At 58.8% G+C, this 21,082-nt stretch carries 19 protein-coding genes; 12 read left to right on the top strand and 7 right to left on the bottom strand.

Translation table 11 applies throughout. The features are described from left to right. Positions 1-7 precede the first annotated feature (7 nt). The 5 genes from AC0L8G_RS14695 to AC0L8G_RS14675 all read right to left on the bottom strand — a co-directional run bounded on the left by AC0L8G_RS14695 (position 8) and on the right by AC0L8G_RS14675 (position 5,845). Positions 8-316 (bottom strand): hypothetical protein, encoded by a 309-nt coding sequence (locus AC0L8G_RS14695; RefSeq protein ID WP_473384927.1) that lies wholly within the window; start codon positions 314-316, stop codon positions 8-10. Then, positions 313-1,026 carry a sulfotransferase family protein gene (locus AC0L8G_RS14690; protein ID WP_473384926.1) on the bottom strand — a complete coding sequence of 238 codons (714 nt, stop codon included), beginning with the start codon at positions 1,024-1,026 and terminating at the stop codon, positions 313-315. The genes AC0L8G_RS14695 and AC0L8G_RS14690 overlap by 4 nt, the downstream gene beginning before the upstream one ends. Then, positions 1,002-1,781: a tetratricopeptide repeat protein gene (locus tag AC0L8G_RS14685; RefSeq protein WP_473384925.1), complete on the bottom strand. Its 780-nt coding sequence runs from the start codon at positions 1,779-1,781 to the stop codon at positions 1,002-1,004. Before AC0L8G_RS14685 ends, AC0L8G_RS14690 begins: the two co-directional genes overlap by 25 nt. A gap of 8 nt (positions 1,782-1,789) precedes the next feature. Further along, the gene (locus AC0L8G_RS14680; RefSeq protein ID WP_473384924.1) at positions 1,790-3,922 is read right to left on the bottom strand and encodes a TonB-dependent siderophore receptor; all 2,133 of its coding nucleotides are present in this window, start codon (positions 3,920-3,922) and stop codon (positions 1,790-1,792) included. Between the two features lie 1,194 nt (positions 3,923-5,116). After that, positions 5,117-5,845 carry a hypothetical protein gene (locus tag AC0L8G_RS14675; protein ID WP_473384923.1) on the bottom strand — a complete coding sequence of 243 codons (729 nt, stop codon included), beginning with the start codon at positions 5,843-5,845 and terminating at the stop codon, positions 5,117-5,119. A 167-nt stretch (positions 5,846-6,012) separates the two neighbouring features. On the opposite strand from AC0L8G_RS14675, the gene AC0L8G_RS14670 reads away from it, so the two are divergent. Together AC0L8G_RS14670 and AC0L8G_RS14665 are read left to right on the top strand one after the other, a co-directional pair. Beyond that, positions 6,013-6,777 carry a response regulator gene (locus tag AC0L8G_RS14670; RefSeq protein ID WP_473384922.1) on the top strand — a complete coding sequence of 255 codons (765 nt, stop codon included), beginning with the start codon at positions 6,013-6,015 and terminating at the stop codon, positions 6,775-6,777. Next, complete coding sequence (locus tag AC0L8G_RS14665) at positions 6,777-8,144, top strand: ATP-binding protein (protein ID WP_473384921.1); 1,368 nt, start codon at positions 6,777-6,779, stop codon at positions 8,142-8,144. The genes AC0L8G_RS14670 and AC0L8G_RS14665 overlap by 1 nt, the downstream gene beginning before the upstream one ends. A gap of 48 nt (positions 8,145-8,192) precedes the next feature. Here the strand turns inward: AC0L8G_RS14665 and AC0L8G_RS14660 are convergent, their stop codons facing one another. Continuing rightward, on the bottom strand, positions 8,193-8,525 hold the full coding sequence (locus AC0L8G_RS14660) for a hypothetical protein (protein WP_473384920.1): 333 nt from the start codon (positions 8,523-8,525) through the stop codon (positions 8,193-8,195). Between the two features lie 288 nt (positions 8,526-8,813). Here AC0L8G_RS14660 and AC0L8G_RS14655 point away from each other — a divergent pair, with 288 nt between their 5' ends. The 10 genes from AC0L8G_RS14655 to AC0L8G_RS14610 all read left to right on the top strand — a co-directional run bounded on the left by AC0L8G_RS14655 (position 8,814) and on the right by AC0L8G_RS14610 (position 20,135). Beyond that, positions 8,814-9,224 (top strand): EF-hand domain-containing protein, encoded by a 411-nt coding sequence (locus AC0L8G_RS14655; protein ID WP_473384919.1) that lies wholly within the window; start codon positions 8,814-8,816, stop codon positions 9,222-9,224. Between the two features lie 151 nt (positions 9,225-9,375). Further along, positions 9,376-10,440, top strand: a complete 1,065-nt coding sequence (locus tag AC0L8G_RS14650; RefSeq protein ID WP_473384918.1) for an efflux RND transporter periplasmic adaptor subunit — start codon at positions 9,376-9,378, stop codon at positions 10,438-10,440. Between the two features lie 12 nt (positions 10,441-10,452). After that, complete coding sequence (locus AC0L8G_RS14645; RefSeq protein ID WP_473384917.1) at positions 10,453-13,515, top strand: efflux RND transporter permease subunit; 3,063 nt, start codon at positions 10,453-10,455, stop codon at positions 13,513-13,515. Positions 13,516-13,525: 10 nt separating this feature from the next. Beyond that, positions 13,526-14,911, top strand: a complete 1,386-nt coding sequence (locus AC0L8G_RS14640) for an efflux transporter outer membrane subunit (protein ID WP_473384916.1) — start codon at positions 13,526-13,528, stop codon at positions 14,909-14,911. A gap of 6 nt (positions 14,912-14,917) precedes the next feature. After that, positions 14,918-15,511 carry a DUF1214 domain-containing protein gene (locus AC0L8G_RS14635; protein ID WP_473384915.1) on the top strand — a complete coding sequence of 198 codons (594 nt, stop codon included), beginning with the start codon at positions 14,918-14,920 and terminating at the stop codon, positions 15,509-15,511. Beyond that, positions 15,508-16,041 carry a DUF1254 domain-containing protein gene (locus AC0L8G_RS14630; protein ID WP_473384914.1) on the top strand — a complete coding sequence of 178 codons (534 nt, stop codon included), beginning with the start codon at positions 15,508-15,510 and terminating at the stop codon, positions 16,039-16,041. The genes AC0L8G_RS14635 and AC0L8G_RS14630 overlap by 4 nt, the downstream gene beginning before the upstream one ends. A gap of 322 nt (positions 16,042-16,363) precedes the next feature. Beyond that, positions 16,364-17,344 (top strand): tRNA dihydrouridine(20/20a) synthase DusA, encoded by a 981-nt coding sequence (gene dusA, locus AC0L8G_RS14625; protein ID WP_473384913.1) that lies wholly within the window; start codon positions 16,364-16,366, stop codon positions 17,342-17,344. After that, complete coding sequence (locus AC0L8G_RS14620; protein ID WP_473384912.1) at positions 17,344-18,174, top strand: sulfite exporter TauE/SafE family protein; 831 nt, start codon at positions 17,344-17,346, stop codon at positions 18,172-18,174. Before dusA ends, AC0L8G_RS14620 begins: the two co-directional genes overlap by 1 nt. Before the next feature lie 102 nt (positions 18,175-18,276). Next, positions 18,277-19,251, top strand: a complete 975-nt coding sequence (locus AC0L8G_RS14615) for a beta-ketoacyl-ACP synthase III (RefSeq protein WP_473384911.1) — start codon at positions 18,277-18,279, stop codon at positions 19,249-19,251. An 89-nt stretch (positions 19,252-19,340) separates the two neighbouring features. Next, a complete protein-coding gene (locus tag AC0L8G_RS14610; RefSeq protein ID WP_473384910.1) occupies positions 19,341-20,135 on the top strand; it encodes a hypothetical protein in 795 nt (264 codons plus the stop codon). Positions 20,136-20,166: 31 nt separating this feature from the next. Here the strand turns inward: AC0L8G_RS14610 and AC0L8G_RS14605 are convergent, their stop codons facing one another. Continuing rightward, positions 20,167-20,997 (bottom strand): sterol desaturase family protein, encoded by an 831-nt coding sequence (locus AC0L8G_RS14605; protein WP_473384909.1) that lies wholly within the window; start codon positions 20,995-20,997, stop codon positions 20,167-20,169. Positions 20,998-21,082: the final 85 nt, after the last annotated feature.

Genomic DNA, 21,082 nt, shown 5'->3' with positions numbered 1-21,082 from the left:
GAAGTTCCTAACTCGGGATCGGGATCGAGGGCTCTAAAGCCTTTGCTGCTGCGAAGGCGATTGTTGCGCCGACTATCGTCACAGCGGCGATTATCCAAAGACGGCGTTCACTGAACGCCCAGAGTAGGATGCCGCAATAAAAAAGACTGAATGAAATTCCGGCGGCGAAATAAGCGTCCATCCGCACGCCGCCGAAGGCGAGCGTCAACGCAACGCCGAGCAGCGTCGCCATTCCGACGGAAAGCTGATAGCCGCCAACGAACGCCAGCAGGAAGCGCAGCATGACCCGCGCCCAGCGTGGAAGCGTTAAAGTCATGTCCGCCCTTCCTTGTGCGCAGCCGCAAGCTCGCCGAGCATCGGTTCATAACGCCGCCAGCGTTCTACAGATGTGGTGTAAACGGGCTGGCGCACTTGCCAGCGGCTCGGCGTCTGCACTGCGCGTTCGCTCTTATGAAAAGCGAGGCAGCGTTCGTCCCAGGGCAGGCCGAGGAAATCGACCAGACTGCGCGCCGTCCCTTCGACATCGCCGATCATGCTTTCATAGGAGGTATCCATGAGGTGCAGGGACGCTGCGTCCCGCCAATGCTGCATCAGGCGGCGGTAGCCGCGCCAGTAATGGGCGATATCTGAAAGGTCCGTCGCCCAGCGCTGTTCCGGCGTGAAGTTCTCGGCGAATATCGACAGGCCGTTGTCGCGCAAATCGCGCGTGCAGTGAATAATGCCGGCATTGGGAAAGGCGAGGGCCACAAGGCCGAGATGCCAGAAATTGAGCGGCTGTTTGTCGATGACCCTGCGGGCCGTTTTCGGGGCCAGCATGTCGAGCCGGTTCAGATGGTCGCGCGCGATGGCCGCAATGTGGGTTCCATCCAGCTCCATGGCCGCTTCCGGCCAGGCCGGCTCGGTCCGGCCGAGACGGTCCGGCGTTCCCGTCGCCATGTCGGTGAGGAGATCGAGCTCGCCGGCGCCGTAAATATAGGGATGACCCGCGAGGATCTGTTCCGTCAGGGTCGTGCCTGAGCGCGGCAATCCGACAATAAAGACAGGGCGCTCTGAAAGGTCTCCCCAGTCCCGCCGGGCTGCAAAAAATCCGGCGAGAAAATCTCAATCAATCTGTCAATGCGCGCATCGAAAGACTTGCGATCAAACGGGCCTGTCGCACGGCGGCGCGCAGCGTTCGCAGCCGACCATGAAGCGAAGGCTTCATCATGTCTGTCATTGCGGGCCAGCGCCTTGCCAAGCGCGTAGCCGATCAGCGCAGCGTCGGGATCCGGCGCAGCCTCCAACCTCGTGCCTGCAACTGCAAAGGTCTCTTCCAGAAGGTCGCCTTCAGCAACGCCGAGAAGTCCTGCAAGGCCCTCGGGATCGAGCGGCTTGCGCTTGAGCAGGCTCCGGTAGATCTGCGCGGCCGCGGCGCGGTCGCCGAGATCTTCGTAAACGGCGCCAAGCCCTGTCGATGCGCTGTCTGGCGGATTGCCCGTTCTGAGGGCGGATTCATAATGGCGTATCGCCGCCTCAAGCTTGCCGTCGAGCGCGAGAGTGCGGCCCATGAGGGTGCGAATTTCGGCGTTGGAGGGCTCGCAGGCGATGGCGCGTTCGAGACAGGCGATGGCTTCGGCGCGCTGGTGATTGCGCGTCAGGATTCTCGCAAGCCCCACATATGGCGCGGCAATGCGCGGATCGGCCTTGGCCGAAAGCCGATAGGCTTCAAATGCGCCGGGAACGTCGCCTGCTTCCTCGCAGGCGACGCCCTTGTCGTAGAGTGTTTTCCCGGCGCCGGCCATGCGCTTCGCTAGAAGCGCGCCCGCACGGTCAAATAAGCCGAGCGCGGATTGCCGAAGCGGTTTCCGGTTGCAGGCGTGCCCGTCGAATATCCTATGCTTTCGCGATATTCCTCGTCGAGGAGATTGTGCACATTGAGCTGAACGCTGAATGTTTCGGAAACCGGATAGGAGACTACCGCGTCGACCAGCGTGTAGCCTTCATAGTCGATGCCGAAACGCGGCGCCGGGCGTTCCGAGATGCCGCGCAGGCCAAGGCCCAGCCGCAGATCGGCAAGCGGTCCGTCTTGCACTGTGTAGGCGCCAAAGGCGCTGAACGTGTGGTGGGGCACGAGCGCGACAGGATCGCCTGCGTCCTGGCCGGCGCTGGCGGCGATGACTTCCGTGATTTCCGCATCGACATAGCCGTAAGCGAGGTCGAGTTTCAGCGCAGGCGTCACGTCAATACTTGCCGCGGCTTCGAAGCCTTTGTGTTCCTGCTCGCCCGTGGCGATGACATAGGGAGGATCGCCCGGAAGATTGCTCGGATCGGTCGTCGCCACATTCTGCCGGGTGAGGGCGAAGGCCGCGGCGGTTAGCGTCACCCTGTCGTCGAAGACGCTTCCCTTGAGGCCGATCTCATAGTTGACCGCTGTTTCCGGTTCGATGAGATCGCCGCTTCTCCGTGTTCCCGATTGCGGAATGAAGCTCTCAGCATAGCTCAAATAAGCGTTGAAACCGCCTAGCAGCTCATAGCTGGCGCCGACGCGGAAGGTTACGTCGTCGGACGGGGTTTTGTCGCCCGTCGCCAGATTCGTGACTTCATAATCGTCGTAGCGTGCGCCGGCGGCGATCGTCAGCCGGTCGGTGGGACGGAGGTTGGTTTCAGCGTAGACCGAGTACAGCTCGTCCTCGCGATCAGCATAGGGAGATAGCGGAATGCTGTCGAAATCCGGGACCCCGAAGGTCGCCGCATCGAAGTCCGTGATGTCGACCACGCCCAGAACGCCGCCAAAGCCCCAATAGCTGGCGAACTTGGTCCATTGCGCCGATGAGCCGATCACCCAGTCCTGGCGCTGGCCGAAGGCGTCGAAGCCGCCCACAAGCTGAACGTCTCCATAGGCGACATTGGTGTCGCGGTAGCCGTGTGAGTAATAGACATAGGCTTCCGTTTGTCCGGAGCCGAAGCCCCGTCCGCCGGAATAATTGTAGCCGCTCTGGCTCGTCTGATAGTCGAAATCCGTATCCTGATAGCTGCCGCGCACAACCAGCTTCAGATTGTCGAGAAATTCGTGCTGAACTTCGCCGTCGGCATATATGTCTTTGCCTTTCTGTTCGGACGGAACGCCGAAATAGGTTTCCGCATCGAAGACGTCGGGCACTGTGCCATCCGTATAAACCGGAAAGCCGGAACCGGGAACGCTGTCCCGCTTGGTATAGGAGACCGACGCCTGGGCCCGGGTGCGGTCGCTGAAGTTCGCTTCCAGCACGGGGCGCACGGAGAATGTCTTGGTTTCCTCCGGGTCTTGCGGGCTTTGCTGGTCCTCATAAGCGAGCGTGATCCGCCCGCTGAATATCTCCGAACCAAGCAGCGCGCCCGCATTTGCATCTGCTTCCAGACGATAGGTGCCGTAGCTGCCGCCGCGGGCTGTCAGGTCGATGAAATCGTTTTCCTGCGGCGATTTCGTCACCTGATTGATGACGCCGCCGGGAATGACCGGACCGAGCAGGATTGAAGCCGGGCCTTTGACTATTTCAAAGCGTTCGATCTGCGACATGTCGCGGCGGCCGGCGCCGCGGCTGTCGTTTTCGGGGCGGTTGTTCGTCAGAACCGTGCCGTATAGCCCGCGGATCAGGTAGGACCCGCCCGTGGGCAGCAACTGGGTTTGCCGGCGCACGACGTTTGGAACGGTTTCAAGAATATCCAATGGATTGAAAAACCCTCTTTCCTCCATCGCCGCTTCGTCGATGACGGAGAGCGAGAAGGGAAGCTTCTCGGGCTCGATCGGCAGCCGGTTCACCAGCGAATTCTGGAACCGCCCGGTCACGACGATTTCGTCTGTGGGTGAACTGGCCGGCTCTTGGGCTATCGCCACAGAGGGCGTGGTGAGCATGGTTGCGGCCAGAAGCGCGCGCCGGAACGGCAGGGTGGATGTAAGTGACATTAAGCCCCCTAAAACGCAATTAATAATCAGTCGCAATGCTGGCTAACTTATATGCGAATGATTTGCAACCGCAATTTCGAAAAAACGGTCTGCAAATCTTGCTTCCGTTTCATGAAGCTGCGGGCCGCTCGTTCGTATGAACAATGCGCTGGTTTAAATCGGCTGGCGGCTCAGTCGGCTGTGAGTTTTTTGTATAGCGTAACAACGGCTCAAAACCGGCTTGGCCCCAAGGGATGAACCATTACGTGCGTATAGCTGGCGCGCTAGCGCGGTTTCGACTCAAAATCGTTCTTCAAAAGCTGCTCTGCCGCATGATTCAAAACAAGTAATGGCTTCAACATTTGGGTCGCTAATCGCATACTGAAATCCGAATTACTTTACAAATACATGTTCATTGTAGCCTGGGTGACCCAATGCTTGGTTGAGGTGCTTTTGAAGAGTCTGACGACAGACGAAATCCGAGCACGCTAATAAGTGGTTCGAGACTCGCCAGTTCTTCAAACGGAGACAATTTGCGACGAGAAGGGCCAGTCACGGAAATTTCTTTCGTCCTTCAATAGTATACTTTCTATGCCGAGCCTTAAAGAAAAGTCATTGCCAGCATGGCTGAAGCTAAATGCATGACAATCGATAAAGCAGCAAGAAGTTGTATTGCCTTTGATGGATGGCGCGGACCAAGTAACGATTTCAACGCCTTTTGGAACAGTGTGTGCAGTATGTATGCACACGGAAAGGCTGCCGGGGATAAATGTTTATCGATTAAACATGCGGTGTGTTGAAACGCCGGCTTGAATGCGTTGATGTGAATTACGGCCGCTTCACACCTCACGGGAGTCTAGTCACGAATAACCGGTAGAGAGTCGCATCGGCGCGGATGTTTTATATTAGGTAAAATCTTCAGCGAATAAGGGCGCGCACCGTCTCGGAGAGGGAGGGGCAAGGACGGTGCGCGCCGCATAAGCCGCCCTTGGGGTAGGCGGCAATGTTTTGAATAGGTTGCCCGCAGTCGGAAAAGAGAAACATCGGGGTCGTCCGTCGGAGCAACATGCAGGCGTTTTATTTCAGCAGTGATCCTTTCTTCCATCTGTTTAATGTCTCAGACCTCGTCTGAGGCATGGAGTTTGTAATGTTGGCGTGTTGCCAGGAGTTGCTTCGGGACGACGAAATTGTCACTGAATGTTGCAGAGGCGCGAATTATTTCGGCCACGCCTCGCGCGAGATCGTCAAACCAATGCCGGTATAGGGAATTGGATCAGAGTTGCCGGGGCTGGCGTCTTCATATCCGACATAGGAGCGCACCGTCAGATTAAAGCGTTCTGTCAACGGACGATAGTAAAGTGACGATAGCTCATTTGTATTCTCTCCGTAGACGACGGCGTTTTCATGAAGTCCATAAAAGTGAGTCGAGGCGTCTTGTTCACCCGAAGGACGTTGAATGTTGGCGCCGGCGAATACCGTATCGATAGCGGTTCTCCAATCGCTGTCATCGCGCGTGCGGGCGTCTATGCCGGCAAAACCGGTGAGCGGCCCGGAGTCCTGGAGGGCGTCGCCTAAAAGAGTGTATTCGACGGCGCCAGCGGAAGACTCTTGAAAACTCCTTGCGGCCGGCGAGGCAATAGCTGCGGGAAGCGGGACAGCTTGAGCCATCGGATTGTCGAGAACGAACCTATGATCGGAACCCTCTGCAAATATGCTGGCGTCAGGCATGCGGGGTGTGGAGGCTGACGGCGAAATCGACCCCGCATCTCCTGAGATGCTCGGCGCAAACTCGGTGAGACCGACGGCGCTGTATTCCGGTCCGGCGGTAGGGAGGAGCGGTTGAGCATTCGCCGGTGTTGCCGCGAAGATGAACGCCGTGCATGACATGAAGCCGCCGGCTAGCGCCGCGCATAGCGCAGGCTTGTTGTGGTGATGATGTGGCATAAATAACCTTTCTGTCTAACTGCCGGCGCAGTCGCCACAGAGAAATTGCCAGAGTATGAGAGAGGGATCGGGGGGCGTGACGATTGGCGCCGGGGGCGGGCCGCCGCCACAATTCGTCACAAAAATAGCCCTGCAAACAGGCCCGGAAATGGGCTAAACCCGTCCCCATGAACCAGATCAAGGGCGCGCCCCGTATTCTTATTGTGGACGACGACGGAGAGATCCGTAAGCTCGTTTCTGACCTGTTGGAACGCAACGGCATGGTCGCCGTCAGCGCGCGAAGCGCGGCGCATGCGGATGAAGCGCTGTCGGAAGGCCGCTTCGACCTTATCGTGCTTGATCTCATGATGCCGGGCGAAGACGGGTTGACCTTCTGCCAGCGCCTTCGCCGGGATTCGCGCGTGCCGATCATCATGCTGACGGCCATGGGCGAGGATATTGACCGCATCCTCGGCCTGGAAATCGGCGCCGATGATTATTTGCCAAAGCCCTTCAATCCGCGCGAGCTCGTCGCCCGCATCAAGACCGTGCTTCGCCGGGCGCCGCCGCTCCTGCCGGGCGAGACTCACCGTCTTCCGGAACAATACGCTTTCGGCGAGTTCATTCTTGACGTTGACGAGCGCGAGCTGCGGCGCAAGGACGGCGCGCGGGTGACGTTGACGTCGGGCGAATACGCCTTGCTGCAGACGCTGGTGGAACATAGTCCGCGCGTCCTAAGCCGCGATCAGCTTCTCGATTTGACGCGCGGCGCCGTCGCCGGACCATTCGATCGCAGCATCGATTCCCAGATCAGCCGTTTGCGACGGAAAATCGAGAGCGATGCGCGCCATGCGCAATATATCAAAACAGTCCGCAACATTGGCTACGCTTTCGCCGGGGCTGTTGAAAAAGTCAGCGGCGGGCGCGCCGCACGCGCGCAGGCGTCAGACTGATGCGCAAATTGAATCCATTCCGAACCTCGCTTTTCACGCAAGTTTTGGTTGTTGCATTGGGCGCGCTTTTCGGGTTGCTCCTGGTCATGCTGGGTTCCTTGCAGACAATAACGATGCTTCGGCTGACGCCGTTCGCGCTGGAGGATTTCGCCGAGCCCGTTGCCGAAATGGCGCTCCTCGCGGAAAGCGTGAGGCCGGAAGCGCTTCAACAGTCGCTCGCGGCCTTTGGCGGGCCGTCCCGCGCCGCCCGCATCAGCGCTGCGTTCCCGGAAAACGCCGAATATCGCTCCAACTACCGCGAGCGCCTTTTGTCGCGCAGCTCGAGAGTGGCCGCGATATTGGCGGATCGCGATATTCGTTTCCGCTATCTTTCAGGCGATAAGCTGATCGGTGTTTATCGAGAGGACGGTGTCTCAAGAGCATTCGCCGCGCTTGAGGTCTCTGTTGCTTTGGAAGACGGCAAGGTGCTCTCGATGGTGTTCTCCGCCGCGTCGCTGATTTCCTCGCGGCCGCGCAGTTATCTCGTCGTATTGCTACTCGCGGTAGTTTCGATCGCCGCCATCATGGCGCTGTTGATCGCACAAGCGATGAAACCCTTGCGTGAACTTGAGGTTTCAGCGCAACGGTTTGGCGCCAGCATCGATCCCGAACCTGCGCGCGAGAGAGGGGCGGAAGAAGTCAGGCGCGTGGCGCGTGCGCTGAACGCCATGCAACAGCGCGTGAAGGCCTTGGTTGCGGAGCGGGCGCGCATGGTTTCCGCCATTTCGCATGATGTGCGCACCAGTCTCACGCGCTTGCGCCTTCGTCTTGACCAGCCGGAGAACCTGGATGTGGGCGCGATGACGCGCGATCTCGATCAGATGGAAACGCTGCTTAAAGATATGATGACTTATGTGCGATCCGATCAGCCGGCGGCCCAGCAGGAACTGGTCGATCTTGGCGCCTTTGCGAAGTCATATGCTGCTGATGCGCCGGAAGGTCTGCAAATTGACGATGCGGACAAGGCGGAAGACTTCCTGATCGCTGCTGACTCGCACGCATTGATGCGGGCGCTCAATAATCTCGTCGACAACGCCCGTCGCTATGGCGGCGGCGCCCGTCTGGGCTGTCATGTCTCAGACAGAGGCTTCGAAATTCGCATTGAGGATAGCGGCGAGGGGATTCCCGAAGAGCAATTAGAATCCGTCTTCGAACCGTTCTTTCGGCTGGAGGGATCGCGCAGCCGCGAAACTGGCGGCAGCGGGCTTGGCCTCGGCATTGCGCGGGCGCTGATCAGGGCGCAAGGCGGAGATATTGTCCTGTCAAACCGGCCGGGCGGCGGATTGCGGGCGTCGATCATTTTCCCGGCGTCGCGCCGCGTTCATTAAGAGCAATTTTTGCTCGACAGTGAGCCGGTCGTTCGCCAGCGCTATGACTTAGCCGCCCTGGCCGCACTGCTCGTAGATATCGGCGATCTTGTTGTTCAGGTCTTTTTCAAGCCGGCCGGTCGCCATGCGCGCGCGATCCCGATAGTCCCTTGTCGCGACCCCCGTCGCCACGCCGACCGGCGTCAGCGTGCCGAGCGCTGCCCGCACACGCGCTCGCCTTCCGGGGATCGCCGCGGCGAGGGCCGCAATATCTTCATCAGCCGTCGAACAATTGATGGGCTTTTCGAGAAGGGCCTCGTTCGTGTCATGGACTGTCGTGCAGGCCGCCGCAACAAAGGCGAGACCGCACAAGCAGCATAGATTGCGCTTCGTAATGTTCATCTGAATCTGTCCTTCAAAAACAATAGTGAGGCAGGGCTATCCTGCGCTCGGCGCGGGGCCCTTTAGTCGACCTTGACTCGACAGACTACTGACGAAAGGCAGGGGCGTAATAAGAAAATAGTTCGGCCTCAATAAGGCAGGCTTCGCCAGCGCTTCGACGGTCTCTGCAACATTTTGACAAGAAAAACCGGCCGCCGGGCAAATTGCGGAAATGTTTGCCCGCCACATAGGCCGGGCAAACACATGAGCCGGCATGTCGCCGGCATTCATAACAAATGGAGAAACCCAATGAAGACTGTAATTACCACGATCATCGCCACTCTTATCGTCGCCAGCGCCGGCGCCGCTCAAGCGTCAAGCTGTGTTGACGGTGAAGAACTCTATGCAAAAGCCGATATTAATGGCGACGGCGTGATTACAAAAGACGAAGTCCGCGAGATGCGAAGCGAAGCTTTCTCGCGGCTTGACCGTAATGGCGACGGCGTCGCTGATCCGTCAGACGCGCCGCGCCGTTTCAGCGATCGCTACTTTGAAAAATTCAAACCGCTGCTCGCGAAATTCGATGAGAACGGCGATGGCGGGCTTGGCCGGTCCGAGTTCATCGACGCGCCCATGACGGGTTTCGATAACGCGGACGAAAATGGCGATGGCGAACTTACTCAGGATGAACTCGCCGGCCGAGCCGGTCGGAGCTGCTGAGCAGGCGCGTTTCAGGCTGCGCTGAACAACAATTTCAGCGCGGCCCAGCATCTGCCGAAATAACAGAGCAAATATCACACAGTCGTTAGCGCGCATAAAGCGCAGCCAGAAAGACGACCTTTGCTGCGTTTGGCAAACCGGAGAGAGAATAATGAGCAAGAAGCGCTATCGTAATCTGTGCCTCGCAAGCTGCGCGGCCTTCATGGCCGCGTGTTCGCCTCAAGGTGAAGCGCCGTCAGAACCGGCCGTGCGTCCCGCGAAGCTGATGACCGTCGAAGCCGCCAGCAATCGCCGGACGATCGAATTTCCTGCGGTGGTTCGCGCGTCGCGTTCCACGCAACTTGCGTATGAAGTCGGCGGCCGTCTTGAAAGTCTTGACGTGTTTGAAGGCGCCGAAGTCGAACAGGGACAAATCATCGGACAGATCGCCCAACGCGATTATCAAAACAAGGTCGCTCAGGCGCGATCTGAATATCAAAACGCCGAATCCGAATATCAGCGCGCACACCGCCTCGCTGAACAGGACGCCATTTCAAAAAGCGTGCTGGAAGCGCGGCGGGCGCAACGGGACATTGCGAAAGCCGCACTCGACAGCGCCGAAAAAGCGTTGAGCGACACCACCCTTGTCGCGCCTTACTCGGGCGTGATTTCAACGGTCTATGTCAAACAGTTTCAGAATGTGCAGCCGCTGGAGCCGGTCGCCATACTGCAAAGCGAGGGCGTTGAGGTTCTGATCAACATTCCGGCGAATATCATAGCCTATGTGCCGCAATTCAAGCCTGTCTCGACGCAGGTCATTCTCGACCCGGCGCCGGACAGGGCTTTGCCGGCGACGCTGAAAGAAGCGAGCGCCGAAGCGGATCCCGCCACCCAAAGCTATGAAGTGAGTTTCGGCTTTACGCCGCCTGAGGATCTTCTGATTTTGCCGGGCATGACGGCGACATTGAAAGCCGAACTCGAATTGTCGGAACTTGCTGACAGCGTTCGCGGCGGGATCGCCGTTCCGCGTTCTGCAATCAATGTTGAAGGGGACGAGCTTTTCGTTTGGGTGACAAGTCCGGACGATATGACGGTGTCAAAGCGAATTGTAACGACCGGTTCCAATCTCGGCGAAAACGTCGCCGTCACCGGCGGGCTTGAAGCCGGTGAGACGATTGTCGCCGCAGGCGGATCATTTATTCATGAGGGCATGAAACTGCGCCCTTGGAACCAATAAGGCGCAGCCCCCATGAACATCGCAGAATTCTTTATCAAAAACCCGCTCGTCAGCGCGCTTGTCGTCATCTTTTCCCTGGCAGGCGGCTGGCTTGCCTATCAGGACATGCCGCGCTTTGAAGACCCGGAATACACAATCCGGGTCGCCCGTGTGGACACCTCCTATCCTGGGGCGTCGCCGCAGGAAGTTTTAAATGAAGTGACGGAACCTCTGGAGACCGCAATCCAGCAATTACAGGAAGTCGAATCCGTCGAGTCTGTCTCATCGGCAGGCCATTCGCAGATCAGCGTCAATATCAAATATGAATTTTCGCGCTCAAAGTCCGACCTTCAGGTGATCTGGGGAAAGCTACGAAACAAGATCGACGACGCTCAAAGCGCTCTGCCGCCCGGCGCGGGAACGTCAACGGTGAATGACGATTTCGGCGATGTGTATGGGCTTTTTTATCTGATGACAGGGGAGGGGTATTCCCTCGCCGAATTGAACAAATATGCGAAACAGCTGAGGAAAGACCTTCTGCAGGTCGAGGGCGTGGCGAAGGTCGCCATCTCGGGCGCGCCGCAGGAAGCGATCTATGTCGAGGTGTCGCGCGAACGCGCCGCCGCGCTCGGCGTTTCTCTGAACAATCTTTACAATACGCTTTCCCAGCAGAATTCCGTCGTCGCCGCCGGCGATGTCGTGTTGAGTGGCGAGCGCCTTGTCATAAACCCGACAGCTGAAGTCACGTCCGTTGAGGCTATCGAAAATCTGATTATCAGCGATGCCGCCGAAGGGAGCGTATTGCGGCTGAAAAATATCGCGACCGTCACGCGCGGGTTAAAGGAGCCGGAGTCTTTTATGATCCGGTATGACGGCGCGCCGGCGCTCGCCATCGGCGTTTCGAACGTGTCCGGCGCCAATGTCGTAAAGCTCGGCGAAGCGATTGATGCAAAGCTGAAAGAGATAGAGAGCCAGCGGCCGATCGGCGTGGAGCTGCACGAATATTACCACCAAGGAAAAGTTGTTGATGGAGCGATTCAAGATTTCGCGATGAATGTCGTCGCAGCGCTTGTCATTGTCTTTCTCACCTTGCTGATTTTCATGGGCTTCAAATCCGGCGTCATCATGGGCGTGACGGTTCTGCTGACTATGGCGGCGACGCTCTTCATCATGCAGTTGAGCGGAATCCCCATGCACCGGATATCGCTTGGCGCGCTTGTCATCTCGCTCGGCATGCTCGTTGACAATGGCGTTGTCGTGACGGACGGCATTCTCGTTGGCGTCCGGCAAGGGCGCAACAAGCTTGAGGTCATAAAAGAAATTGCAGCGAAAAACATGAAGCCGCTCATTGGCGGCACGTTGGTGGGGATCATCGCCTTCGCACCGATTGGTTTTGCCCCGGGCGACACGGCGGAATATACCGGCGATTTGTTCTGGGTCGTGATGATTGCGCTGGGTTTGAGCTGGTTTTTCGCCTTCACCATCACGCCCTTGCTTTGTTATGTGTGGTTCGACGAAAGCAAGGCGGCGGCAGAAGCGACCGCGAAAGAGGACAGCGCCTTTTTCCGCGCCTATAAAGCCTTCATTCAATCCGCAATCTATGCGCGCTGGATCGTAGTCGCCGCGACGATTGCGGTCTTCGCCTCGGCTCTGTGGGGCTTTCAGTTCGTGAAGTCGGGTTTCTTCCCGGCCTCCACCTCGCCTCAAGTGGTGGTCGACTATTGGAAGCCCGAAGGCGCTGATATCAGGCACACAGAAGCGGATGTGGCGCGGCTTGAATCCTATGTGCGGACGCTGGAAGGCGTCGAGCATGTGCAATCCCTCATCGGCGGCGGGACGCTGCGCTATATGCTGGTCTACGGCGCTGAATCGCCGAGCTCGGCCTATGGTCAGCTTTTGATCAAGACGTCGGACTATAAAAAGAATGACCGTATCATCGCAGACATAGACCGGTTCCTGAATGCGCAATTCCCGGACGGACAGGGCAAAGCCTGGCGGTTCGTCCTCGGGCCGGGCGGCGGCTCCAAAATAGAAGCGACGTTTAAAGGACCTGATCCGGCCGTGCTGCGACAGCTTGCCAATGAAGCGAAAGCGATCATGGCGGCGGATGGCGGCGCGCGCTCCATAAAAGATGACTGGCGCAGACCGGTGAGCGTCATTGAGCCGATCTATTCGGCCAGCAAGGCGCAACGGGTCGGCATTTCGCGCGAAGACCTCGCCAATGCGCTCAATGCCAATTTTTCCGGGAAAAGCGTCGGTGTTTATCGCGAGGGCGAGGATTTGATTCCGATTATCTCCCGTGCGCCGGAAAGCGAGCGGCAGGGTCTCTCCAATATCGGCAATATCCAGATCTTGAGCCCGACAAGCGGCCGCACGGTTTCGTTGTTCCAGGCCGTTGACGATATCCGGACAGTCTGGCGCGATCCGCGTTTGTTGCGTGAAGACAGAGTGCTCACAATTAAGGCGCAATGCGATCCAAAGCCCGACGAACTGGCGAGTGCTCTTCTCGGACGCATCCGGCCGAAAATAGAGGCGATTACGTTGCCGGATGGCTACACGCTTGAATGGGATGGCGAGGCCGGCAGGTCGGCGGAATCGAACAGCAATCTTGCGTCGACCATTCCGCTCGGGCTTCTCGCCATGGTTCTCGTGGTCGTGTTGTTGTTCAACAAAATCCGTCAGCCGGTCATCATCTGGTCGGTGGTCCCGCTCGCCATTGTCGGCGTCGTGATCGGTCTTGTGATTACGCGAACGCCGCTGGAGTTCATTGGCATATTAGGGCTGCTCTCCCTTTCGGGTCTGCTCATTCAGAATTCGCTCGTGCTGGTCGATCATACAGATAATCTGATCGCGGAAGGAAAGCCGAGGTTTGACGCACTGACCGAGTCTGCGGCGAGCCGTCTGCGCCCTGTCACCCTTGGCGCTTTTACGACTGTGCTGGGCGTCATCCCGCTTTATTTTGATGCGTTTTTCAAATCCATGACCGTCGTTCTAGCCTTCGGCCTTACCTTTGCGACCCTGATCACCTTGGTGATCACGCCGGTTCTTTACGCCATCTTTTTCAACATTCGCAGCAGCGAAGTCGCTGCGGCCTAAGGGGGCCTCTATGAAAAGCACTAGACTATTCTTGCTTGCGGCAAGCACCGTTATGCTTACGGCTTGTGCGTCAATAACTTCTCGCGAAGAAACGAGCGCGGCGGCGCGGCAGAGCCTGCCGGCTGTACCAAAGGCCTGGGCGGCGGCGCAGGAGTCAGTCGGCGACGTTGAGGTCGGATGGATCGACGCCCTTGGCGATGAAACCTTGAGCGCCCTGGTGCGCGAGGCACAAGTCCATAACAGAAACATACAGGCCGCCGCCGCGAATGTTGAGAAATCCTGGGCGCTGACCAGAAAGGCGGGCGCCGGCCTCAAACCGCAGGCGAACCTCACAGGCGGCGGCGCCCAATCGGGCGGCGTGACCGGCGCCGGTCAGGGCCGCGGCAGCGCGAATGCCGGACTGCAGGTTGGTTGGGAGCTTGATGTGTGGGGGCGCATCCGAGCCGGCGAGCAGACGGCCGCGGCCAGCGCGGAAGCCGTCGAGGCGGATTATCGTTTCTCGCAGCATTCTCTCGCAGCGACCATCGCCCGCGCCTATTTTCTGGCCATAGAAGCCGGCAGGCAGTCGGCCGTCGCCCGCAAAGCCGTGGACGCGCTCACCGAAACGCGCCGCATCGTCAATGTGCAGTATAAGGAGGGTCTCGCGACGTCGCAGGAGCTGGCCCTGTCAAAGTCGGATTTGGCGACGGCGAACGCCACATTAACGGCGGCTGAAGGCGCGCAGCGCGACGCACTGCGCGCGCTTGAAGTGCTGTTGGGCCGTTACCCGGGCGCCGATCTTGACGTACGCAATAGCTTGCCGGCGACGCCGCCGCCGCCGCCGGCCGGAACGCCGTCCGAACTTTTGGAGCGCCGGCCGGACATCGTCGCTGCGGAAAGGCAGGTCGCTGCGGCGTTCAATAATTTAGATCAGGCGAAAGCCGCGCGGCTGCCCGCGATCAGCCTTACGAGCAGCCTTGGCGGTTCGTCTAGCGAGCTTGCAAATCTCTTAAATCCTGCGAATGTCGCATGGACCGTCGGCGGCAATTTGCTGGCGCCCATTTTCGACGGCGGCGCGCGCAAGGCGCAGCTTGTAATATCCACGGCGGAACAGAAGCAGGCGCTCGCCGCCTATGGCCAAACGGCGCTCAATGCGTTTCAGGAAGTGGAAACCGGGCTCGATCAAAGCGCCGTCTTGCGCGAAAGCGCGGCCTCCCTGAAAGAAGCGGCGGTTGAAGCGAACGAGGCGCTACGCATCGCCCATCTGCGTCACAATGAAGGTGAGACCGATTTGCTGGATGTGCTGACAATCCAGCAAAGAACTTTCAACGCCGACAGCAATCTTGTGACGGTCGAGCGGGCACGTCTTGAACAATGGGTAAACCTCAATCTCGCCCTTGGCGGCAGTTGGGAATAGCGCCGCATGAGAATCTTATTTTCATTCTTTATTGGCTCCGCGCTCGGGCTGTTCTCAGTGCTCTGGCTTTCGGGCTTTGGCCCCGGGCCGCAGCGTTGGCTGAAGGGTATCGATGTCGCTGGCTGGAAAACCGATCTGGCCATCGGTTCGGCATCCGCCAATCCTTATGTCCGCGCAGGCGTCGCCCGCCGCGGACTTCTGGCCCTTTCAAAATCGGAGGCCATCTACTTTACGCGCAATGTCGACGATTCCGGCGAGCGATTGCGTGAGAGCTGCAAATACCAGTTATCGGGATTGGCGTTTCCCGGGCAGTGGTGGTCGATAACGCTCTATGACGCCGACAGCAGGCTTCCTGACAACACTGACAATGCCCTCTCGATTGACGCGACAAAGGCAGGCGAAACGCAACAATGGACTGCAATCATCGCGCCGGTTAAACCTGAGGGGGAGGAGCGTTGGGTATCGTCACGCAATGCGGGTCGCTTCGACCTGACCCTTCGCATCTATCGGCCGGCTTCAGATCTACAGTCGTCACCAGAAAGCGCTTTCGACCCGCCATCAGTCAAAAAGCTGACCTGTGCCAAGGGAGAGGCTTCATGAGGAGAGCGTTTTTTGCCCTTGCCGCGTTAGCCTCGGGATTCGCCATCGCTCATATAGCGGCGGTGCAGGCTATCCCCGGCGTCATCATGACCGTCGCGACCAAAAAGATTGCTGAGCAAGGCGACCTGGACGTCAACACATTTCGCCTGAGCCAGCGCGTCACGCCGCAGTCGCAAGCAGTCGTTCGGCCTTCGTCTGATCTCGCCTATTCCTTGTGCCTGTACGATCTCAGCGAAGGCCCGATCAACCTCACCGTCGCGCCTTGGCCCGCATATTCCTCTGTGTCGTTTTATGATGCGCAGACGAATAATTTTGCGACTGTGCGGGCTGAAAACGGCGCCGACATTTTGTTGACGTCAAAGAGCTCAGAACTTTCCGCCGGTCGGGCTCAAGAGCGCCATGTTTCACCGACAAGAACCGGCGTCATCCTTATTCGCCGCCTTGCTCCTACGGAAGGGGACTATGATGGCGTGGTTTCAATAGCAGCAGATGATCGCTGCGCTGGCGCAGGTCAGCTTTTCGGGGGATGAAGATGCGCATCAGGAAGTTGCGACCCTCTTCCGTATGATGTCTTCCCGGCGGTGTTTGGCGGCGACGCTCTCGCCCCGGTCAGCGCGGCGCTCCATTTCGAGGCCCAGCTTTCCGCATCGGCGCGGCGGCGAAACGTCTCGGAGGCGTAGCAGCCTTTTCGGCGTATCTGGGCACGCCAATTCTCGAAGAGAGTTTCTTGTAGAGGGCCAATTTCCTGTGCGCTCTATGTGCAATGAGCAATCGAAACCGGTTTAAACCTGCGCAAATTCGTCTATCTGTGTGCGGGAAGGAGACTGCCGAAGCTGTTGCCGCCTAAGAAATATGCAAAAAAAACAAACACATAAATTCTGCGTTGCACCGTTGATGGACGGCACGGACCGCCATTGCCGGTATTTTCACCGGCTGCTGAGCAAGCGCGCGCGGCTTTATACGGAAATGATCACCGCCGAGGCGGTGCTGCATGGCGACCGGGACTTTCTGCTGGGCTTTGACGACAGCGAGCATCCCGTGGCGCTGCAGCTCGGCGGCAGCGAGCCGGACAAACTCGCGCAGGCGGCAAGGCTCGGCGCGGATTTCGGCTATGACGAAATCAATCTGAATGTGGGATGCCCCTCGGACCGGGTGCAGTCCGGCGCGTTCGGCGCCTGCCTGATGAAGACCCCCGACCTTGTGGCGGATTGCGTGGCGGCGATGAAGGCGGCGGTCGATATTCCGGTTACAGTCAAATGCCGCATCGGCGTTGACGATCAGGATCCGGAAGAAAGCCTGTTCGGTTTTGTCGAGAAAATATCCGCGGCCGGTTGCGAGGTCTTCATTGTTCATGCGCGCAAGGCATGGCTGCAGGGATTGTCGCCGAAAGAAAACCGCACCATCCCGCCGCTCGACTATGATTTGGTCCGTCGATTGAAAGCAGCGCGTCCCGATTTACGCATCATATTAAATGGCGGCATCGAGACCATTACGGATGCGTCAGCGCTGGCGGCGGAATTTGACGGCGTCATGCTCGGCCGCGCCGCCTATGGCGCGCCCTATCTGCTGGCGTCGGTGGACGAGTTGATTTTTGGCGATATGAGTGAAGCGCCGTCCCGCGACGATGTGGTCAAGACGATGTCGGCCTATGTAAAACGCGAATTCGCGAAAGGCGTGCGGCCGCATTCTATTACGCGTCACATGCTCGGACTTTATCACGGCGCGCCGGGCGCCCGGCGCTGGCGGCGCTATCTTTCTGAAAACGCCAGCGCGGCGCGCGCCACCTTGCTCGATGATGCGTTGAACGCCATGCACGCAAAAGAGCCCGTCTGATGACTGCGTTTTTCACCGAACACTGGCTGTTGATTTCCGCGTTGCTTGCCGCAGGTTTTGCGTCCGGTTTCGCCGGCGGCCTGTTCGGCATTGGCGGCGGCGTGATTACGACGCCGGCGCTTTATGCGATCTTTCAATTGCTCGGCTATGAGGATGGCCCCAGTCTTAAAACCGCGATCGGAACCTCGCTTGCGGTGATCATCGTCACGTCGCTGCGCTCGCTGTCGACGCATCATCGCGCCGGTCATGTGGATGTTGAGATGCTGCGCCAATGGGCGCCGTGGATCGCCTTCGGCGCCGGCGCGGGCGGCGCGCTCGCCCATTGGGCGCCGGCGGAGTTGCTGACCATCGTTTTTGCGGGCGGCGCCTTCTATGTTGCCTATCGGCGGCTCTTCGCCAAAAACAAGGGCCACGCAAAACCGGTAAACCTCAATCGTAAGCGCTTGAAAGTGCCGCTCGGGCTCGGGACCGGCTTTTTCTCAAGCCTGATGGGAATCGGCGGCGGCGCCATGGGCGTGATGGTGATGACTCTCGCCGGGCGCACCATGCATCAGGCGATCGCAACCTCTGCGGGTTTCGGGGTCGCGGTGGCCGTGCCGGGGGTGATTGGTTTCATCGCATCGGGGATGGCGGCGACGGCGCTGCCGGCGGCGTCGCTCGGATATGTGAATTTGCCCGCCTTTGCGGCGATGGCGCTGATGGCGGGCGTCGCGGCGCCGCTTGGCGCAAAGGCGGCGCACCATCTCGATGGCGACCTCCTGTCCAGGGGATTCGGCGCTTATGTGCTGTTCGCCTCCGGCGCGCTTGCCTACGACGTCTTTCTCGGCTGACATGGCCGGGCAGAAACTTGTGCGGTGCGGCAAATTTGTCGTCGTCATATCCGCCCGGCATGCCTACATTGTCCGTTTGCAAGACTCAGGGGAGGCGTCACGATGGCGATCGAAACCATTGTATCCGGCGTAGGATCATTTTTGCCCGAACGCGTGGTGACCAATGACGATCTCGCCAAAATCGTCGACACTTCCGATGAATGGATCCGCAGCCGAAGCGGCATCGGCCAGCGCCATTTCGCCGCCGATGACGTGGCGACCTCCGACCTCGCCGCCGCCGCCGCCTGGAGCGCGCTCGACCAGGCCGGGTTGAAGCCGCGCGATATCGGGCTGATCATTGTCGCCACGGTGACGCCGGACAAAACCTTCCCTTCTGTCGCCGTCTATGTGCAGGACAAAATCGGCGCGCCTCCGGGCATCGCCTTCGATGTCTCGGCGGCCTGCGCCGGATTTTTATACGCGCTTAATATCGCCAATGACTTCATCAAAACCGGACAGGTGAAACATGCGCTGATCATCGGCGCGGAGAAACTGTCCTGCTTCCTCGACTGGGAAGATCGTGCAACCTGCGTGTTGTTCGGCGACGGCGCCGGGGCGGTGGTGTTGAGCGGTGAGGAACCGCAGACCGCGCGGCGCCCGCGCGGCGTGCTCGCGACTTATCTTTCTGCCGATGGCCGGATGGCCAAGCATCTCTATGCCGATGGCGGTCCGTCATCCACCGGCACGGTCGGCAAGGTGCGCATGAACGGCAAGGAAGTCTTCCGCAATGCCGTCGAACAGATTTCCAACGCCGTGTTTGAAGTGACCGAACGCGCGAAAGTCGGCCGCGACGAGATTGACTGGTTCGTGCCGCATCAGGCGAATATCCGTATCATCGAATCCTGTTCGAAAAAGCTTGAGCTTTCCACCGACAAGATCATCGTGACGATCGACAAACACGCCAACACCTCATCGGCGTCGATTCCGCTGGCGCTTGATGCGGGCATTCGCGACGGGCGCATTCAGCGCGGCCAGTTGCTGGTCTTCGCCGCGCTTGGCGGCGGCCTCGCCTGGGGCTCCGCGCTGATTCGGTATTAGAAAAAAATATTTACTTGCGCCCAGCTTGTTTCGCGCATGCACAATGATACTGTGCGCGCGCAATCAGTTACGTTTCTGGGGAGAAGCAAGTGATCAGACTTTTTACCGCCACGATTTCCGCATTCGCTCTCATGGCCGGCGCCGCATCCGCCGCCACTGTCGTGCTCTATGATCAGGATTTTGAAAACCCTGACGCCTACAGCAATGATGGCGGCGACGTGAATATTTTCGACACGATCAACGACAATTATGGCGGCCAGCCCGCCGGCTTTGATTTCGCGCAAGCCTTTACCGTTGAAGTGTTGAACATTTCCGGTTCGGCGCGGGGCGGCGGCACCGCCGCCTTCGGCACCGGCTGGTCCGACCCGAGCGGCATTGGCGGCGACTTTTCCATTGGCATGTTGTCGAGCGCGCAGAATGACTTGCTTGGGCTGACGTTCGATATTGGCGATCTGCCGTTTTTCAATCTCGGCATAGACATCACCAGCATCGACCTCAGCACCTTTGGCGGTCCCTTCGTTCCCGATGGGGTGACGCCGATTTTCCAGTTCACGCTTTATGACAATCCAACCGGCGCGAACACGACCGGCGGCGGCACGATCCTCGATCAGAAAACGCTTGAAGGCCTGGCCTCTGCGCGAAACGTGACGGACTGGACGAGCGCGATCATCGCCCTGTCTGCCGCCGGCGCGACGAATGGAAAAGTGACATTGCAGATCGACCTGCTGCAGGGCGGATATGCGGCGTTCGACAATCTGCGTATCACGGCTTCAACGGTTGAGGGCGATCTCGGCGAGGTGCCAATTCCGGGCGCGGCGCTGTTGTTCCTCTCCGGTCTTGGCGGACTTGCCTGGCGCGGCCGCAAAGGCCTCAAGAAGGCCTAGTCGGCGTTTATCAGAAACGTTTCGACCACAATCACTCCGCAGGCGCCGCCTGCGGAGTTTTTTGATCTTTGGTTCTGACAAGCGGCCACAATAATTGTTCGCCCGCGCTGGTTTCCGGCAGATTCTCCACGCCGAATTGTTCGGGAAAGCGCCGGGTGATTTTCGCCGTGCCGAACAGCACATCCCAGAAGAACAGCAGATTGCCGTAATTGCCTTTGTAATTCGTCACGCCGTCCGCCTGATGCTTGCCGTGATGGGCGCTGTGGGTCGCCGGCGTCGATATGGTGCGTTCGACGACCCACATCACGGGGGAGAGCCATTTGATTTTGTAAAGCGGTTCGTCCCAGCGCACGTCGGAATGAGCGCCGAAAATCACCGCCATTTTGACGACGATATAACCGGCATAGATCCAGCCAAGTCCGAGATAGATCAGCGCGCCGGAAAACCACAGGCCGGGCATCAACAGATAATAGAAAATATTATTGCGATAGACGACGCGGATCGAAAGATACTCGCCATTGTGATGCGGGCGGTGAAGATTATAGAGCCAGGGCAGGCTGTGCGATGCGCGGTGCCACCAATATTGCGTGAGGTCATCGAAAATCAGAAACAGCCCAATGCCTGCGATTAACGGAATGCCGACAAGCGCGTCTTGCGCGCCGGGCGCGACGAAATGCGCGACAGTGGCGCCGCCGAGCAGCGCCAGAGGCTGCGTCACCAGCACAAGCGTCAGTATGCTGATCGATTCTACGATGACGTCCTGGCGCCGTTGTCCCGGCTTGCGGAAGAAATTCGTAAAGATGATCTCAAGCAGGGCGAAGCCCGCAAGAATGCAAAGGATCGCGATCATTTCCGGTTTCATGAGGCTGGCTCCCTAATGCCGCGCGCCGGTTTTCCGGCGTCTGAGGCTTGAATATCACCGCCCGTCGCGCAAGAATGCTAAATAG

It is taken from the genome of Hyphococcus sp. D3-15 (assembly GCF_055809375.1).
The sequence above is the reverse complement of the archived record's forward strand: the minus strand, read 5'-3'. Positions and strand labels throughout refer to the sequence as shown.

What these genes read in the sequence shown, in the direction of transcription:
- AC0L8G_RS14695 (WP_473384927.1), bottom strand. Translation starts at nt 316, where the DNA reads ATGACTTTAACGCTTCCACGCTGGGCGCGGGTCATGCTGCGCTTCCTG.
- AC0L8G_RS14685 (WP_473384925.1), bottom strand. Translation starts at nt 1,781, where the DNA reads ATGGCCGGCGCCGGGAAAACACTCTACGACAAGGGCGTCGCCTGCGAG.
- AC0L8G_RS14680 (WP_473384924.1), bottom strand. Translation starts at nt 3,922, where the DNA reads ATGTCACTTACATCCACCCTGCCGTTCCGGCGCGCGCTTCTGGCCGCA.
- AC0L8G_RS14675 (WP_473384923.1), bottom strand. Translation starts at nt 5,845, where the DNA reads ATGCCACATCATCACCACAACAAGCCTGCGCTATGCGCGGCGCTAGCC.
- AC0L8G_RS14670 (WP_473384922.1), top strand. Translation starts at nt 6,013, where the DNA reads ATGAACCAGATCAAGGGCGCGCCCCGTATTCTTATTGTGGACGACGAC.
- AC0L8G_RS14665 (WP_473384921.1), top strand. Translation starts at nt 6,777, where the DNA reads ATGCGCAAATTGAATCCATTCCGAACCTCGCTTTTCACGCAAGTTTTG.
- AC0L8G_RS14660 (WP_473384920.1), bottom strand. Translation starts at nt 8,525, where the DNA reads ATGAACATTACGAAGCGCAATCTATGCTGCTTGTGCGGTCTCGCCTTT.
- AC0L8G_RS14655 (WP_473384919.1), top strand. Translation starts at nt 8,814, where the DNA reads ATGAAGACTGTAATTACCACGATCATCGCCACTCTTATCGTCGCCAGC.
- AC0L8G_RS14650 (WP_473384918.1), top strand. Translation starts at nt 9,376, where the DNA reads ATGAGCAAGAAGCGCTATCGTAATCTGTGCCTCGCAAGCTGCGCGGCC.
- AC0L8G_RS14645 (WP_473384917.1), top strand. Translation starts at nt 10,453, where the DNA reads ATGAACATCGCAGAATTCTTTATCAAAAACCCGCTCGTCAGCGCGCTT.
- AC0L8G_RS14640 (WP_473384916.1), top strand. Translation starts at nt 13,526, where the DNA reads ATGAAAAGCACTAGACTATTCTTGCTTGCGGCAAGCACCGTTATGCTT.
- AC0L8G_RS14635 (WP_473384915.1), top strand. Translation starts at nt 14,918, where the DNA reads ATGAGAATCTTATTTTCATTCTTTATTGGCTCCGCGCTCGGGCTGTTC.
- AC0L8G_RS14630 (WP_473384914.1), top strand. Translation starts at nt 15,508, where the DNA reads ATGAGGAGAGCGTTTTTTGCCCTTGCCGCGTTAGCCTCGGGATTCGCC.
- dusA (WP_473384913.1), top strand. Translation starts at nt 16,364, where the DNA reads ATGCAAAAAAAACAAACACATAAATTCTGCGTTGCACCGTTGATGGAC.
- AC0L8G_RS14620 (WP_473384912.1), top strand. Translation starts at nt 17,344, where the DNA reads ATGACTGCGTTTTTCACCGAACACTGGCTGTTGATTTCCGCGTTGCTT.
- AC0L8G_RS14615 (WP_473384911.1), top strand. Translation starts at nt 18,277, where the DNA reads ATGGCGATCGAAACCATTGTATCCGGCGTAGGATCATTTTTGCCCGAA.
- AC0L8G_RS14605 (WP_473384909.1), bottom strand. Translation starts at nt 20,997, where the DNA reads ATGAAACCGGAAATGATCGCGATCCTTTGCATTCTTGCGGGCTTCGCC.